This is a genomic window from Pseudomonas fluorescens group sp. PF-1, assembly GCF_054481335.1.
This window is the reverse complement of sequence record NZ_JBTMNG010000002.1, coordinates 1079817-1095669: the sequence shown is the minus strand read 5'-3', so window position 1 is coordinate 1095669 and position 15853 is coordinate 1079817. Positions and strand designations below refer to the sequence as shown.

The window sequence follows — 15853 nt, the reverse complement described above, 5'->3', positions numbered from 1 at the left end:
CCCGTAGAAAATTCCATGATCAGCGTCCGAAACGCACGCCGTAGCTCACACCCAGTGTTCCGCCTGACTTGCCATCCCCGCCCTGTGGCGCGGATTGGTAGCCGAAGGTCAGGGCCAGTTCGTCGTCACCCAGCACTTCAACGCCAATCCCGGTGTTGATGCCGTAGTTGAAGGTTTGATCCGTCCATTGCCAGCCCGCCGTCAGGTCCACCAGCCAGGTGTATTGCGGCTTGGTCCGTACCAGTGCGCCGGGCAGACCACGACGCCAGGAGCTGCCGAAATACAGTTGGCCGTAGCGGCTTTGCAGCAGGTCGCTGGCGGTGACGGTTTCGATGTCCAGTGGATTGATCGGATCAGGCAAACCCGTATCAGGGTCGAACGTCTGCACAGGCGCGGCCCTGATGACCGGGCCACCAAAGTTACTGGACAGGTAATTCAGCGACTCATCCTTGACCTGGTTTTTCTGATAGTCGACACCGCTGCGCACGGTCCAGTTGGGACCGGCGAATTCCAGCGTGTGGTTGAGCTCCATTTTCAGCGCGTGACCATTGCCGAGGTCGTCACCGGCACGGGTGGAAAACGACCGCTGTGCGACCTCCCAACTGAACTGATCGCGAGCGGTCAGGCTGTGACGCCCCCCGAGGAACAGCCGGTCCTGCTGACCGAAAGCACGCATCAGGCCGCTGTCTTCGCTCTTGCGATGCCAGTCGACGCCGGTCTCCAGTTCATCGCTCACGTCCAACTGCCAGGTCCGCGAAAGGCCCAGGCCATTGCGGTCGTTGTCCTTGCGCTGGCTGGTGTCGGCGAACAGTTTGTAGCTGCCGTTTTCCACCGAACGTTGCAAGGTCAGCGCAGCGTTACGCTCTTCGCCGATTTTCGATGGCTCGATCTCGTCGCCACTGTAGTCGCCCTGTTCCAGCTCAAGATCGGCGTACCATTGATCACCCAGGTTGTGCGCAATTTCCAGGCGCGGCGCCTTGAACGCGAGACCGCCGAAATCCTGGTCATGCCACGACAACTGCGCACCTTGCGGCGTGCGTTCGTGGATTTCCACGGCCTGACGACGCAGTTGTTCGCGCACCGCTTGCGGCTGCTCGTCGCCGAGCGCCGTCAGGCTGGTGTCCAGGGCTTCGTTCAGCCGGCCCAGACGACTGAGGGCCTGCGCGCGTTGCGCCGGGTTCAGATCGCTACTGGCCAACAGCGTTTCGACCTGTTCCTTGTTACGGCTACGCAGCGCTTGCTGGATCTGCTCATAACGCTCGACCTTCAAGCCCTGACCGCGTGCCCAGTCCAGCCATTGGTCCTTTTGCGAGTCCTGGTTGGTCGCATCCAGACGCGCCAGCAATCGTTCGAACCACCATTGCAGCATCGCCGGCGAGCCGTCCTTCCACTTCAGCAATTCGTGCTGGGCCTTTTTCGGCGAGTAACTGCTGGCCATCAAACGCAACCAGATGCCATAGCGCCCGGACGACGGCTGGACATTGTCCACCTCGGGGCTGCGCAGCAACTTCAGGCGCAGGCGCTGGGCCGCATCCTGATAGCCGGCACTCTCCAGCGCATCGGCGTAGGCCGCTTGCACCAGCCAATCCTGCGGACTGGTCTTGAGGTACATCCGATACCAGGCCAGCGCTTCGCTGTCGCGACCGAGCATCTGGCTGGCACTGGCGAACGGTAGCCACAAAATCCGGTCTTCACGTGCCCGGGCTTTCCATTGAGTCAGCAACGGCTTGAGTTCGGCCGTATTGCCCTGATCGACGTAAAGCCACATCAAACGCTCGCGAAACAGGTTGTCCTCGGGGAATCGCGCCAGCCCTTCCTGATACAGGCGCTGCGCCTCTTCGGGCTGGTCTTTGTGCACGGCCAGTGCGCCGCGCACGGCCAACACTTGAGCCTGCCCGTAAGCGGCCGGGTATTGCTCGGCATCCTTGAGCAACGCCTCCACTTGTGACCAGTCCTGCAGTTCCTCGGCTTGCTGCAATGCTTCGACCAGGCGCTGCGGGTCATGGCTGCGCTGCCAACCGCCGACCATCAACTGCAAGGCGCGCCGGGGATTGCTGGTGCGATAAAGGGTGATCAATTGACTCTCGTCGCCGCTGTTGAGCGAGCCCTTGAGCGCCAGCATTTTTTCCAGGGACACCTGCAGTTCATCGTCCAGTTCCAGGTCCCAGGCCAGCGCGGCACGGGATCGCCAGTAATTCGGATCGGTGATTTTGCGGTTATCGACCTGCAACACCTGCCATGCGGCTTTGTTATCAAACAGCTTCAGGTAGGTATCGACCCAATCGACCCGTTCGGTGGTGGTCAGGGCAAAGCGTTTCGAGTAGTCCTTGTAGACCTTGGCCTTGGACGCGTACTGCCCGGTGTTTTCCAGGTTTTGCAGTAGACGCGTCCAGGCCAGACGATGCTGGGGGTACTTGCGCAGGTAAGCGTGCAGCCAGGCTTCAGCCTGTTGCGGCGTGCCCCGCGATTCGTGGCCGTAGATCAACGCGTCCAGCTCGATGTCGGTCAGCGGCCGTTGCGCCATGATCTCGGCGAGCAATGGAATCGAGCGGTCGAAGTCGAACTGCTGGCTCGCCAGGCGCCAGGCGTGCTCACGGGTTTGCGCGTCTTCGCGCAATTTCAGCAGGCGAATCCAGTAGTCGAGGGCCGTCTCGGTTTCGCCGTTCCACTCGCCGAGCTGAGCCATTTGCTCCAGTAATTGCGGGTCTTCGGGATGTTCGAGCAGCAGTTGCTGACCGCTTTTCCAGGCGCCCGGCAAATCGCCGAGTGCCAGGCGCATGCTGAAATCCTTTTGCAGGATTTGCGGATCGTCAGGTTGCAAGACGCGCCATTGTTGCAGGAAGCGTTGCGCCAGATCGAAGCGTTTGCTCGCGATCGCCACATCGACGCCCTGCTGCACCCAAGCCGTATCGGTTTGTGGATTGATCAGCCCGTCGACTTCATCGGCGAGCACCTGCACGGCCTGGTCGCCCTGCCCGGAAGCCAGGAGGCTGTTGAACGCCAGTTGCGCGTATTCACGGCGCTCGGTCGCCTGTTCGGTGGCCTTTTTCAGCTCCAGGTAAATCTCGGCGGCACGTCCCGGTTGCTCGCCGGCCAGGTACCACTGCGCGGCAGACTTGAGGGCATCGCTTCGCTGCTGCGGATCACGCGCGGCGATCTCTTCATAGACGCTGGCGGCAAAGGCTGGCGCCTGCAAGTTCAACGCGAGCTTGGCCAGGCTTTGCAATTGCGGCAGCGGCAACAGGTGATGATCGAAGCTTTTCAGGCGTTCGACCAACGCCTGCTGCGTGATCAGATCGCTGCCCTTGGCCGCTTCCAGCGCATCCAGTTCAAGCCGGTAATAGGCCTGCAATTCCCGGTTCGGCTTGGGCCAGTTCTCCAGATGCTGACGAGCCTTGGGGTAATCGCCGAGACGGATCAACAGATCGATCAGTTGCAGGCGCAGGCGATCGTCTTCGGGGTGGGCCGTCAGCAGCAGCTCGGCATAGTTGGCCGAGACGGCATCCGGTTCACGGCCATCGGGCTGGAACACTTCTTCGCGCTGGAACGTCGCCCACAGCAGGCCACCCACGGTGACCGCCACCACCGCCAATGCCCATGGGTTGAGCAGGCGACTGCCTTTAGTGACTGAGGCGTTAGTTGCAGAGGAGCTGACCATGACTCACCTGCTTCATCGGTAATTGAAAAGTCCACAGGCCGGCGGACGCCTTGCCTGTAAAACGCTGTCCATCCACTTCGACCCGGCAGGCGCTCGCCGAACGCACCGAGAAGCTCAGGTCGACTTGACCGGCAAACGAAAAGCTCACGCGTTGGTCATCCAGGTAACGCCAGTCCAGCAACGGCAAATTGGCTTCTTCAAGGGCCGGGCGTGAATCCCGGTCAGGGCGCAACACCAGCAATGCACGGTCACTGCTCAAGTGCACGTAGCGTCCCTGAGGCACATCACGCACCCCCGCAATACCTTGGGAACGCCGCAGATCCGGCCACCCCATTTGCGGATCAAGGCGCACGGTGCGCAACGCATCCATGCCGCGAATCTGCCAGTCGCCCTCGGCGGTGCGCGCCAGACTGGCCTGATACAGACCGTGCAGGCGATCAAGGTAATCGCTCATCCACAGCGACATCGGCTGCTGTTCGCGCATGTAGCCGTAGATCTCGTTCATCGCTTTGATCGAGGCCTGCTTGGTGCTCGAATAGAAATGGTAATAGAGGTGCAGGCCGCGCAGGCGTCGCGGGCTGTCGGTCAGCTCAAAGGTGTCAATCACATCGCGAAAACCGTAATACGGGCCTTTCCACAGATTGGTGTAGAGGTTTTCGTTGATGATCGGCGCGTAGTACTGCAGACCGCCCGAGGTCGGTCGCAACAGCGGGTTCAGACCGGTCAGCGACGGGTTGGCCTTGGTCAGCATGGTCTCGGCGCCGTTGACGTTTTTCAGGCCCGCGTCATAGGCCAGTTTGATCGTGGCCGCCGAAGGCAAGGCGTCGCCCGGCCAGAAGACCAGCTTCACCGGTTTTTCCGGGGTCGTCAGTTGCTGATTGATGTAGTCACGCGAACCAAAAATCTCGCGGCGGAAATCCAGTTTGTCGTAATTCGGAATGGCCATTTTCAAGCCATATTCCGGATTGAAGCCTTCGCGTTTCTGCGCCACTTCCGGCTGCATGAAAAACGGATGGCTAAAGGTGTGCGTCGCCACTTCGACTTTCGGGTTGGCGAACAACTCGCGAGCGATGGGCTCCAGCTCGCGGGCCAGGAACGGAAACATTCCGCGCGGGGAAATCTCGCCCTCGACAATCGATACCGAGGTCAGGAACGGGTTGGGCCGGATGAAATCATCCAACACCTGTTTGCCTGCGTAAGGCGTGCCACGCACTTCGGCGCGCGAGGGAAAGCCGTCGCCATCGATGTGCACCGTGGCGATGCGCCGCCCGTTTTCGGTGGTGGTGTCCGGCCGTGGCTGCACCGGCAGTCGCAGGCTGGCCTGGAGAAACGCGAACGGATCGAGAATCCAGCGACTGCGCTCGTTGTTGGTTTCCAGGATGTACGGCGCGAGTGCCAGACCGCCCCAAGTGGCTACCGCGACAGGGGTAAACGTTTGGCCGCCTTCGCCAGTCAACAGCAACGATGCTTTAGGACCATTGGGCAGCACAGACACCGCACTCAGGTCACGGGATCGCGGCTGCACCGGTGCTTCGAACGCCCCGAGCAGCGACTTGTCCTGATAGGTGATCGTCAGCGCTTGAGTGGCCGGAGGAGCCCGGCGTTCAAGGCCCAGGCGCTTGAGCAGCAGCTTGTCTTCAACCGGCAGACCGGCGAAGAACACCAGCGGCACCTGTTCGTCCAGACGCTTGCCCAGCCAGCGATTGAACGCCGGGCTGTCCTGCGGCGGGCCGCTGGTCATCCAGGTAATGATGCCCGCATACAAACCGCTGAAACGGTGCTCCGGCAGCGTTTCGTCAGCCGCCAGATAGTCGACCCGATAGCCCAGGTATTCGAGCAGGCCGCCCAACAGCGTGTGCCCGGCGTTGCGAATCACATCGCCTTCGCGCGGGTCGTAAATCAAGGCGATGCGACGTGGCTGGACTTCAATGCTGCTGATGCCCATCGAATCCAGATCGGGGGTGCCAATGTACGGGATGAAACCTTCTTCACGCAGACGCTTGGCCAGCTTGCGCGCTTCCTCGCGGCGCTCTGGCGGCAAGTAGTCGATGGCCACCAGCGCAATGCCTTTGGCGCGCAAGGGTTGCAGCTGGGTTTCCAGCCACTGGCGGTCAGCTTCGGGCACCGGACGATACCGTTTGGCGGACGCGTCCCAACCGGCATGGATGGACTCGACGGCCACGGCGGCTGCCACGCCATCGAGCTCTGCCAGCACTTCAAAACCGCGATTGAAAAACAGCTTCAGGTCCGGCTGACGCTGGTGCAGCTCCCGCAGGAAACTGGCCAGGGCATGGCGTTGCGCTTCTTGCTCCGCTTGCGGCATCAACTGGAAGCTGTCGAGCGTGTCGAGGAACAGCCCGGCGTAACCTTCGGCTTGCAGTGCCTTGGCGCGGCTGAACAAATGCTCACGCCAGGCCGGCGCGGCGAGGTCCATGACCTGGCTGTCCCAGGCGCCGTTGCGAACCGGGCTGACGGCTTTGCCCAGGCCGGCCTTGTCGATGGCCGCCTTGTTGCCGCTGAATTCACCGACGGACAGGTAGGCAAACGGCTGGCTGCCCAACTTGCGCAGGGTTTTGACGTCCCCCGCCGACACATGCCCCGGCTCGACCACCGACCAGTCGAACTGGGCCAGCTCGGAGATCGGCGGCTCGTCGGCATACCAAAAGGTCACGCTGGAGGGTGGCGTCAATGCGGCAGCCTGTACGGCGGGGCCACTGACACACAATGCCAGAGCGGCTAACAGTCGCTTGGCGACCGAGCGGACACGCGTCCTGCGAAAAACGATTTCCATAACTCACTCTTGAAATGACTGAACCGTTACCGCTTGAACATCGGGCAGTAAAACCGGCCGAATCAAAGACTGCGGATAAGTTGCGCTAGACCGTTGCCGATGGACGTCGGTTCCGGAAGATTGAAGCGCTCGAGCAGGCGCGCGTTATTGGCGCGCGAATGGCGAATATCGCCCTGACGTGGCGCCTGATAATTCACCGTCAAGGGGTTGCCGGTGGCCGCGCCCAGTTCAGCGATCAAATCATTGAGGCTGGTGGAGCGGCTCAAGCCGATGTTCACCGCACCGGATTGCGGTTCGCTCGCCTCCACCGCCTGGAGCAGGATGCTCACCAGGTCCAGGACGTAGACGAAGTCGCGGGTCTGCTCACCGTCACCGAAAATCGAAACCGGCTGCCGGTTCATCGCCCGCTCGGTGAAAATGCTGATCACACCGGAGTACGGCGAAGACGGATCCTGGCGCGGGCCAAAGATGTTGAAGAATCTCAGGATCACCGGTTCCAGGCCGTGTTCGCGGCGATAGAAATCCAGGTAATACTCGCTGGCCAGTTTGTCGCTGGCATAGGGCGTGAGCGGCGACTTGGCGGTGTTTTCATCAATGGCCGAACCTTCGCCGTTGTTGCCATAGATGGCCGCGCTGGAGGCGAACACGACACGCTTGATCCCGGCCTTCAACATGTTTTCACAGACGTTGAGCGTGCCGACAAAATTGCTTTGATGGGTGCTGACCGGATCGTCCACCGACGCTTGAACGGAGGCCACGGCGGCCAGGTGAACGACCGCGCTGCAATCACGCATGGCCTGGCTCACCGCGGCGCTGTCGGCGACATCACCGACGACCAGGTTCAGGTTGGCATTATCCATTGGCAAGTTACTGACTTTGCCGGAGGACAGGTTATCCAGCACACGCACTTTGTAACCTTTCGCCAGCAACGCTTCCACCAGGTGTGATCCGATGAAACCAGCACCGCCAGTAACGAGTATTCGCTCAACAAACATGAAAATTCTTCCTGAAAAATCAAGCGGATACTGGATTTGAAGTCCGCCAACGGTTTGAGCTCGCGCCATCACAGTCGCGAATGCCCCGTGAAACTTGCCAGTCGCGAGTGACATTTTTATGGCGGTAGGCCATCAAAACGCCGCAGATAATGGGAGATCGGGCGGCCACTGTCAATAGACCGTCTATTTTTCTCATTGCTTTCAAAACCATAGAGAATTTGTCATTTTTTTGACGACGTTTATTCCAGATTTCGTGCCGGATCATTTGTACGGCCTTCGGGGAGCGCCAACGCTCTGACAAATGAACTTTTCTTCACCCCATCGATTGGCCGCAACCTGTACATTTTTCTCGCTCATTCAAGAAACTACGGTTTGCCCGCCCTCCCGCGGGCTTTTTTTTGCCTGTAAATTGTGGGTCGTCCACCGTAACCTCGAGCGCCCGATGACGATCCTCACCCTCCCCTGCAAACGCCTGACGCTGGCCATCCTCAGCCCCAGCCAGGCTGCGCTGGAAAGCGACTTCTACCAGCGCAATCAGGCACACCTCGCCCCCTGGTCTCCGGTTCGCCCCGACGACTACTACCGTCCGGAAAAAATCCGCTCGCGCCTGGCGCAACAGGCCTTTGCCTTCGAGGACGGCTACGCGGTGCACTTTGCAGTGCTGGATCGCGACGGCCAGCAGATGATCGGCGCATGCAATTTCAGCGGCATCATTCGCGGGGCATTTCAGGCGTGTTACCTCGGCTATCACATCGACCAATCCCACCAAGGCCAGGGTTTGATGCATGAAGCCCTGCAAGCGGGTATCCGTTACATGTTCGAGACAATGAACCTGCACCGGATCATGGCCAACTACATCCCCGACAACGAGCGCAGCGCCCGGTTGCTGGAGCGCCTGGGTTTCGAGCGCGAAGGCTATGCCAAGGCGTACCTGAACATCGGCGGGCGCTGGCAGGATCATGTGCTGACGGCGCTGGTCAGCAAGGTCTACGAAGACCCTGATCAATGCTGGTCAAGACAGCTTTCCTAAGCTTTCACACCTCGTTCACGTTTTGTTAAGGATTCGCTTCGTATGCTCGGGATTCGTACTCCTTCCCCGGTCCCCGAACGCCTATGTCGCGCTCCACTTCCTCACTGTTATTGCTTGCCGTGCTGCTGTTTTTCTTCGCCCTGGGCAATCACCAGCTGCAAGGCTCCACCGAGGCGCGGGTCGCCGGCATTGCCATGGAAATGCACCTGGACAACGACTGGGTAACCCCTCGCCTGTTCGGCGAACCCTTCCTGGAAAAACCGCCCCTGAGCCTGTGGCTCGACGCCGGAGCCATCGGCGCGTTCGGCAGCACGCCGTGGGCGGTGCGGCTGACCTCGGCCTGTGCAGGGTTGTTCAGCGTGATGCTGTTGTTCGCGATGCTGCGGCGCTTCGGCCGGCCAACAACCCTCGCCTGGACCGCTGCATTACTGTTGGCGACCATGGCCAGTTACTGGAGCAACGTGCGTGGCGTCGGCGAAGACGCGTTGCTCGCCCTCGGTGTGACGCTGACGCTACTGGCGTTCTTCCAGGGGCACCGACAATCGAGCCTGAGCAATGCGCTGTTGTTCGCCCTGGGAATCGCCATCGCCACCTTGAGCAAAGGCATCCTGGGGCTGGCGATGCCGGGGGTGGTGATCTTCGCCTTTTTGCTGGCCGAAAGCCTGATGGACAAGCGCCTGCACCTGGCGCACTGGCTACGCCCAGGGCTGCTGACGCTGCTGGGATTGCTGCCACTGATGATCTGGCTGGCGCTGCTGTATCAGCGCGGCGGCATCCAGGCAGTGACGGAACTGCTGCTGACCAACAGCGTCGGACGCTTCAGTGGCTCCTTCGTGGAAGCCGGTCATTACGAACCGTTCTACTACTACCTGGCCAAACTGCCCGAGGCATTTTTGCCCTGGAACATTCTGGTGTATCTGGGGCTGTGGCATTTCCGCAAAAGCCTGAGGGCCAACCGTTACCTGTTGTTCTTTACCCTGTGGATACTGGCCCAGTTCGTCATGCTGACGTTGGCGTCGAGTAAACGCACGGTGTACCTGATGTCGATGACACCGGCCGCGGCCGTCATCGCCGCCGAGTACGCGAGCGTCCTGTACGCAAAACTGAAGGCCCGGCAAGACGTCTCGCCCCTGGCGAGCAGCATTATCCGGCATCGTCGCAGCGTGGCGGTTGGCACGCTGTCCGTGGTGATCGCCAGCTACCTCGCCGCGGCACAATGGGCGCTCCCCCACGCCGATCGCACATTGTCGTTCCTGCCGCTGACCGAGCAGATCCGGGCCCTGCAGGCCAACGGTCAGCAAGTCGCGCTGTATCAGGCCAACGAACGACTGGGCGGCGCCAGCGTGTTCTACACCCACCGCGTGCTCAAAGGACTGGATACCGAGGCGCAGCTGCATGAGTTCCTGACCGCGTCGCCTTCCAACGTGGCGGTCATGGGCGCCGATGCAGAACCGCCCGCGCCATTGAAAGTGCTCAAATCCATGACGGTCGGGAAACAGCATTACTACTTTGTCGGGCAATAAAAAACCCGTGATCCCTGGGGATCACGGGTTTTTCGTATCCGGCGCCTGAAGTTAACTGGCCGTTTGAGCCTGCGCTACAGCTACCCGCCGCTCGTGCTTTTGCAGAACCGGCTGATCCAGCCGCGCCCGACCGTAGAACGCCAGCGCCGTCAGCAAACACGCCAGCCACACGAAGATCCCGGCCCAGAAGGTGTGGGACATGTAGTGCCAGCCTTGCAGAACACGCGTGGTGCCGTAGACGAAACCCAGCAGCAGCGAGCCGTACATTACCGCTTTGGAAAAGCGCCAGCGGTAGCGACGTGCCACGAAATACAACGCCAGCATGGTGAAACCACCCGAGGCATGGCCGCCTGGCCAGCAACGGCCATCGCCTGCTTCCCTGAACAGCTGGAAGTTCTGGTACCACTCGATGTGGGCGATTTTTCCACCGTAAAGCGTCGTTTCAATCGGGCAGTACACGCTGGTATGCGACTTGAGGAAATGGATCACTCCCGTGCAAATCGCGAACGCAAATACCACAAACAGAAAATCCCGACGATGGTCCCTGGCAAACCGAAGCACAGGGGCGGCTTTGGTCCGCTCCAGAAAGTTGCCCAGGCGTGGATGTTTTTGCGGGGTGACTAATGGCCAGACAAACGACAGGATCGCGCCGATCAACGCAATTTCAGCGGTCCAGTTGGGAATGATCCGCGCCCACTTGTGGGTGAGCTTCTCAAAGAAGTGAACCTGGTCGATTGGGAAGGTTTGGGTAATCGGATCAAAGAACAGATTGCTGAACGCGATGTCGATTGAGGTCATGTCGAACATCAGGAAAACCACGGCGGCGCAGGCCAGCGGAATACCGAAATTCAACCAGTAGAAACGGTGGGATGTACTCTGCATCGTGTGTCCTGATCAAAAAGATGAATTCATTTACTCGTCACCGATGGCCAGTCCGAGGCGTCGATGAAGCCTAGCATGCGAGGTGTCTGTGGGGTTTCGGCGGAAACGAACAACGAAGCGCCATAGCCTGGAGTGGAGCCTGTTAACTTGAGGTCTTTCTCGAGCTGCTCCATGCATTCGCTGTGGGTTACCAGGATCAGGTTGCGTCCGGCCACTTTATGCGCCAAAGCGTCGCGCAGCATAGTGCCCTTGCAACTGATCAGCCAGTCTTCACCGGTGCCGACCTTGTTGAACATGTAGGCCGCTGTCTGTGCTGTACGCAGCATCGGGCTGTTGTAGATGTCGGCCTTGCTCAGCCCCAACTGCTCGAAGTGCTTGCCGACTTCCACCGCGACGCTACGCGAACGTTCGGTAATGCCATCGTTGCCCACCAGGCAGGCAGCGCTGGAGTGATCACAACGCTCGACATGGCGTACCAGCACGATCATGTCGCCCTTGGCCCAACCGGCCAGCAATGCCTGAGCGCCGGCCACATTACCATGGGCCAGGTCCGGCGCGGCGGCAGGCCGCAGCAGAAAAAGGATCAGGGGTACCACCAGCAATGCCGAGGCCAGCACCGCGATTGCATTGCGATAACGGGCAAATCGGCTCAGGTCGATCGAGCGTTTTACTCCGAACAGAGTGAGTCTCAATTCCATATCTAGTCGCCTCGCCGGCATGCACCATTATTTTTATGCGGCGAGGCTAGAGAGGCGGGCGTCGTCTACAGGTGAAACCCATGTGAAAAAAAGCTTAAGAATTGGCGCGGTCCGACGCACGGTCAGCCCCTACACAAAGTGCAACACTTTCGCGTAAAAGCCATTGCAAAAAACGTTTCAGCTCCAGGAATCGCGGCCGATACACCCTGCTTACATAGCTTGGAGGCTCCCAACAACAACAATCTTCCAGCCACCGACGATCAAGAAGCACTGCGTTACTGGAGGAATTTTCATGAATAGCTGGTTCGGCAACATCAGCGTGAACCTGAAACTGGGCCTGGGCTTTGGCCTGGTTCTGGCACTGACTTGCGTCCTCGCCTTGACCGGCTGGACCAGCCTGGGCGGTTTGATTGACCGCAGCAACTGGATGAGTGACATCACCCAGCTCAACGCCAGCCTGACCAAGCTGCGCGTGGCGCGCCTGCAATACATGCTGACCAACGGCGACGAAGCCACCGCCCAGAACGTGCAAACCACCCTCGAAGCCTTTTCCGCTCAACAACAAGCGCTGCTGGTGAAGTTCAAGAGCCCGGAGAACCTCAAGCTGCTCAATGAGCAAGGCACCGTCATCGACGCCTACAAGACGTCCCTGAACAAAATGCGCGGCGCCTACCGTGCCGGCAGCAGCGCCCGCGATGTCATGATCGCCAATGCTGAAACGGCCAACACGCTGATCAACGATCTCAATAGCCGCGTGCAACAACTGCCGCCGAGCGATCAGCGCTTCGAACAGTTCCAGGCCATCACCGCCGCCAAGGAAGCCTTCTTGCTGGCCCGCTACGAAGTGCGCGGCTACACCGCGACCACCAACGCCGAAACCGAGCAAAAGGCCGTCGCCCAACTGGACGCCGCCATCGCCAGCCTGAAACAGCTCAACGCGCATTTCGCCGACGTTCAGCCAGACGCCCTGCAGCGACTGGAAAGTGCGCTGGGCAACTACCGTAGCGCCTTGCAGGCTTACAAAACCGCAAACGGTGATGTGGTACAGGCACGCAAGGAAATGACTGACGAGGGTGCCGCCATCGTCAGCCTGAGCGATGCGCTGTATCAGATTCAACTCGACCGCCGTGACGCCGAAAGCGACAACGCCCGCACCCTGCAACTGGTCAGCACATTGCTGGCATTGTTGGTGGGCATCATTGCCGCCGTCGTCATTACCCGACAGATTACCGGCCCGCTGCGCGACACCCTGGCCGTGGTCGATCGCATCGCCAGCGGCGACTTATCCCACGATGTCCAGGTGACGCGCCGCGACGAACTCGGTGTATTGCAACAAGGCATCGCGCGCATGGGCGTGACCCTGCGCGACCTGATCAGTGGCATCCGCGACGGCGTCACCCAGATCGCCAGCGCTGCCGAAGAATTATCGGCCGTGACCGAACAAACCAGCGCCGGGGTCAACAGCCAGAAAGTCGAAACCGATCAGGTCGCCACCGCCATGCACGAAATGACCGCCACCGTGCAGGAAGTTGCGCGCAATGCCGAGCAGGCCTCGCAAGCGGCAGCCGCGGCTGATGGTGAAGCTCGCGAAGGTGACAAAGTGGTGGCCGAAGCGATCGACCAGATCGAACGCCTGGCCAGCGAAGTGGTGCGATCCACCGAAGCCATGGGCGTGCTGCAACAGGAAAGCGACAAGATCGGCAGCGTCATGGACGTAATCAAGGCCGTGGCCGAACAGACCAACCTGCTGGCGCTCAACGCGGCCATTGAAGCGGCGCGCGCCGGTGAAGCCGGACGTGGTTTTGCCGTGGTGGCCGACGAAGTCCGAGGCCTGGCCCAGCGTACGCAAAAATCCACCGAAGAAATCGAAAGCCTGGTGGCCGGTCTGCAGAACGGCACCCAACAAGTGGCAATGGTGATGAACAACAGCCGCGTCCTGACCGACAGCAGCGTGGCCCTGACCCGCAAGGCCGGCGCTTCACTGGAAAACATCACCCGCACGGTGTCCAACATCCAGTCGATGAACCAGCAGATCGCAGCCGCCGCCGAACAGCAAAGCGCCGTGGCCGAAGAGATCAGCCGCAGCATCATCAACGTGCGCGACGTCTCCGAACAGACCGCTGCGGCCAGCGACGAAACGGCAGCGTCCAGTGTTGAACTGGCGCGGCTGGGGAATCAGTTGCAAGCGATGGTGAGCCACTTTCGGGTCTGACGCTGGATCAGCGCTGAACCACAGATCCCATCGCGGGCAAGCCCGCTCCCACAGGTTCAGTGAGTACCCTGTGGGAGCGGGCTTGCCCGCGATGGCGATCTGATTGTCACCGCACATGCTCACACACTGATCGCGTTGGTAAACACCAACCGATTGCCGAACGGATCGGCGATGGTCATGTCCTGGCTGCCCCACGGCATCGCCTGGATCTGCGGGTGAGCGAAGGGGTATTGCTTGGCCAATAATTGTTGCTGGAGCGCTTCCAGTTCATCGGTCTCGATGCGCAGGGCCGAGCCCGGCATGCTGTCACCCTGGTGTCCGGACAGATGCAGCACGCATTCACCGTGGGAAACCTGCAGGTACAACGGGGAGTCGGGTTCGAAACGATGCTGCCAATCGATCTTGAACCCGAGGAAGTCGACGTAGAACTCAACGGCCTTGATTTCATCGAAGATCCGCAGGATCGGGGTGGTTTTGCCCAAGCTCATCGCGTTGCTCCCAGACGGAAATTGCCCGGCGTGTAGCCGGGCTGTACCTCAGCAATTCGGCTTGGTCATGGCATTCTTTAATCTCAATGTGCCACTACTGTGATGCAACGCCAAAACCTCACTCAAACCCGTCTCGCAAATCCCCTTCCCGCGCCAGAAACCGCCCTGCCCTGCGCCCGTTCGCCTGACCGTCGCAGTAACTCAGAACCCCGTTGACCCACACGCCGTCGATGCCTTCGGCCGCCCGTTGCGGATCATTGAAGTCCGCCACGTCGCGAATAGTCGCCGGGTCGAACAACACCAGGTCGGCCCAATGTCCTTCGCGGATCTCGCCCCGCTCCTTCAAACCGAATCGCGCCGCTGAGAGCCCGGTCATTTTGTGCACGGCGGTGTGCAGCGCAAACAGCCCTGCGTCGCGGCTGAAATGTCCGAGCACCCGAGGGAACGCGCCCCACAAACGAGGATGGGGAAACGGGTCTTCCGGCAAACCGTCGGAGCCGACCATCGACAGCGGATGCGCGAGGATTCTGCGTACGTCCGCCTCGTCCATCCCGTAATACACCGCACCGGCCGGTTGCAGTTGGCGGGCGGCATCGAGCAACGACAGGTTCCATTCGGCAGCGATGTCCATCAGGTCGCGGCCGCCCATCTCCGGATGCGGCGTCGACCAGGTGATGGTGATGCGATGGGCGTCGGTGATTTGTTTGAGGTCCAGGGTCGAAGAGCTCGCCGCATAGGGATAGCAATCGCAGCCCACCGGGTGGGTTTGCGCGGCACGTTCGAGGGATTCCAGCAGCTGCGGGCTGCGGCCCCAGTTACCGGCGCCGGCACATTTGAGGTGGGAAATGATCACCGGGACTTTCGCATGACGGCCAATCCGGAACGCCTCGTCCATGGCCTCCAGTACCGGTTCGAATTCGCTGCGCAAGTGGGTGGTGTAGACGGCGCCGAAAGCTGTCAGTTCTTCGGTCAGTTGCATGATTTCATCGGTGGACGCCGAAAACGCGCTGGCATAAGCCAGGCCCGTGGACAGTCCCAGCGCACCGGCCTCCAGGCTCTCGCGCAGCTGTTCGCGCATCGCGGCAATTTCATCGGCCGTGGCGGTGCGATACAGATCGTCGAGATGGTTGCTGCGCAGTGCGGTGTGGCCCACCAACGCGGCGACGTTCAGCGTCGTGTTCGCCGCTTCGACCGCCGCGCGGTAATCGCTGAACGTCGGATAAACAAAAGCGGCGCGGCTGCCCAGCAGGTTCATCGGGTCCGGCGGATCGCCGCGCAAACTCACCGGCGAAGCACTGATGCCGCAGTTGCCGACGATCACCGTGGTCACGCCCTGGCTGAGTTTGGGCAGCATTTGCGGCTGGCGGATCACCACGGTGTCGTCATGGGTGTGCACGTCGATGAAACCCGGCGCCAGCACGCGACCGGCGGCGTCGATCTCCTCGGTGGCGCGGGCGTCGTGCAGGTCGCCGATGCGCTCGATGCGACCGTTCAGTATCGCCAGGTCGGCGGGGTAGCCGGGGCTGTTACTGCCATCGATGATCAGCGCGTTGCGAATCAGCGTGTCATACATCAT

The 15853-nt window shown here is 60.6% G+C and carries 10 protein-coding genes and 1 pseudogene; 4 read left to right on the top strand and 7 right to left on the bottom strand.

The features are described 5' to 3' along the window. Positions 1-19: 19 nt before the first annotated feature. The 3 genes from ACX3YD_RS19625 to ACX3YD_RS19615 form a co-directional block, all read right to left on the bottom strand. Positions 20-3658, bottom strand: coding sequence for a tetratricopeptide repeat protein (locus tag ACX3YD_RS19625; RefSeq protein ID WP_458960816.1), 3639 nt, complete (start codon positions 3656-3658; stop codon positions 20-22). After that, positions 3636-6449, bottom strand: coding sequence for an endo alpha-1,4 polygalactosaminidase (locus ACX3YD_RS19620; RefSeq protein WP_458960815.1), 2814 nt, complete (start codon positions 6447-6449; stop codon positions 3636-3638). The genes ACX3YD_RS19625 and ACX3YD_RS19620 overlap by 23 nt, the downstream gene beginning before the upstream one ends. Positions 6450-6511: 62 nt before the next feature. After that, positions 6512-7444, bottom strand: coding sequence for an SDR family NAD(P)-dependent oxidoreductase (locus tag ACX3YD_RS19615; protein WP_103404048.1), 933 nt, complete (start codon positions 7442-7444; stop codon positions 6512-6514). A gap of 442 nt (positions 7445-7886) precedes the next feature. Between ACX3YD_RS19615 and rimJ the strand changes: the two genes are divergently transcribed. Both rimJ and ACX3YD_RS19605 read left to right on the top strand, forming a co-directional pair. Continuing rightward, the gene (rimJ, locus tag ACX3YD_RS19610) at positions 7887-8474 is read left to right on the top strand and encodes a ribosomal protein S5-alanine N-acetyltransferase (RefSeq protein WP_103404049.1); all 588 of its coding nucleotides are present in this window, start codon (positions 7887-7889) and stop codon (positions 8472-8474) included. 83 nt (positions 8475-8557) lie between these two features. Next, positions 8558-9997 (top strand): ArnT family glycosyltransferase, encoded by a 1440-nt coding sequence (locus ACX3YD_RS19605; RefSeq protein ID WP_103404050.1) that lies wholly within the window; start codon positions 8558-8560, stop codon positions 9995-9997. A gap of 51 nt (positions 9998-10048) precedes the next feature. Here the strand turns inward: ACX3YD_RS19605 and ACX3YD_RS19600 are convergent, their stop codons facing one another. After that, positions 10049-10879 carry a phosphatase PAP2 family protein gene (locus tag ACX3YD_RS19600; RefSeq protein WP_103404051.1) on the bottom strand — a complete coding sequence of 277 codons (831 nt, stop codon included), beginning with the start codon at positions 10877-10879 and terminating at the stop codon, positions 10049-10051. A 26-nt stretch (positions 10880-10905) separates the two neighbouring features. Then, on the bottom strand, positions 10906-11577 hold the full coding sequence (gene pmrG / locus ACX3YD_RS19595) for a lipopolysaccharide core heptose(II)-phosphate phosphatase PmrG (protein ID WP_458960814.1): 672 nt from the start codon (positions 11575-11577) through the stop codon (positions 10906-10908). Positions 11578-11869: 292 nt separating this feature from the next. Here pmrG and ACX3YD_RS19590 point away from each other — a divergent pair. Further along, positions 11870-12883, top strand: a pseudogene (locus ACX3YD_RS19590) (methyl-accepting chemotaxis protein); the annotation flags it as partial. 42 nt (positions 12884-12925) lie between these two features. Continuing rightward, the gene (locus ACX3YD_RS19585; protein ID WP_404943280.1) at positions 12926-13789 is read left to right on the top strand and encodes a methyl-accepting chemotaxis protein; all 864 of its coding nucleotides are present in this window, start codon (positions 12926-12928) and stop codon (positions 13787-13789) included. Positions 13790-13908: 119 nt separating this feature from the next. Here the strand turns inward: ACX3YD_RS19585 and ACX3YD_RS19580 are convergent, their stop codons facing one another. Together ACX3YD_RS19580 and ACX3YD_RS19575 are read right to left on the bottom strand one after the other, a co-directional pair. Then, on the bottom strand, positions 13909-14277 hold the full coding sequence (locus ACX3YD_RS19580; RefSeq protein ID WP_103404054.1) for a glyoxalase superfamily protein: 369 nt from the start codon (positions 14275-14277) through the stop codon (positions 13909-13911). Between the two features lie 118 nt (positions 14278-14395). Beyond that, positions 14396-15853 carry an N-acyl-D-amino-acid deacylase family protein gene (locus tag ACX3YD_RS19575; protein ID WP_458960813.1) on the bottom strand — a complete coding sequence of 486 codons (1458 nt, stop codon included), beginning with the start codon at positions 15851-15853 and terminating at the stop codon, positions 14396-14398.

What these genes read in the sequence shown, in the direction of transcription:
- ACX3YD_RS19625 (WP_458960816.1), bottom strand. Translation starts at nt 3,658, where the DNA reads ATGGTCAGCTCCTCTGCAACTAACGCCTCAGTCACTAAAGGCAGTCGC.
- ACX3YD_RS19620 (WP_458960815.1), bottom strand. Translation starts at nt 6,449, where the DNA reads ATGGAAATCGTTTTTCGCAGGACGCGTGTCCGCTCGGTCGCCAAGCGA.
- ACX3YD_RS19615 (WP_103404048.1), bottom strand. Translation starts at nt 7,444, where the DNA reads ATGTTTGTTGAGCGAATACTCGTTACTGGCGGTGCTGGTTTCATCGGA.
- rimJ (WP_103404049.1), top strand. Translation starts at nt 7,887, where the DNA reads ATGACGATCCTCACCCTCCCCTGCAAACGCCTGACGCTGGCCATCCTC.
- ACX3YD_RS19605 (WP_103404050.1), top strand. Translation starts at nt 8,558, where the DNA reads ATGTCGCGCTCCACTTCCTCACTGTTATTGCTTGCCGTGCTGCTGTTT.
- ACX3YD_RS19600 (WP_103404051.1), bottom strand. Translation starts at nt 10,879, where the DNA reads ATGCAGAGTACATCCCACCGTTTCTACTGGTTGAATTTCGGTATTCCG.
- pmrG (WP_458960814.1), bottom strand. Translation starts at nt 11,577, where the DNA reads ATGGAATTGAGACTCACTCTGTTCGGAGTAAAACGCTCGATCGACCTG.
- ACX3YD_RS19585 (WP_404943280.1), top strand. Translation starts at nt 12,926, where the DNA reads ATGGGCGTGACCCTGCGCGACCTGATCAGTGGCATCCGCGACGGCGTC.
- ACX3YD_RS19580 (WP_103404054.1), bottom strand. Translation starts at nt 14,277, where the DNA reads ATGAGCTTGGGCAAAACCACCCCGATCCTGCGGATCTTCGATGAAATC.
- ACX3YD_RS19575 (WP_458960813.1), bottom strand. Translation starts at nt 15,853, where the DNA reads ATGATGTATGACACGCTGATTCGCAACGCGCTGATCATCGATGGCAGT.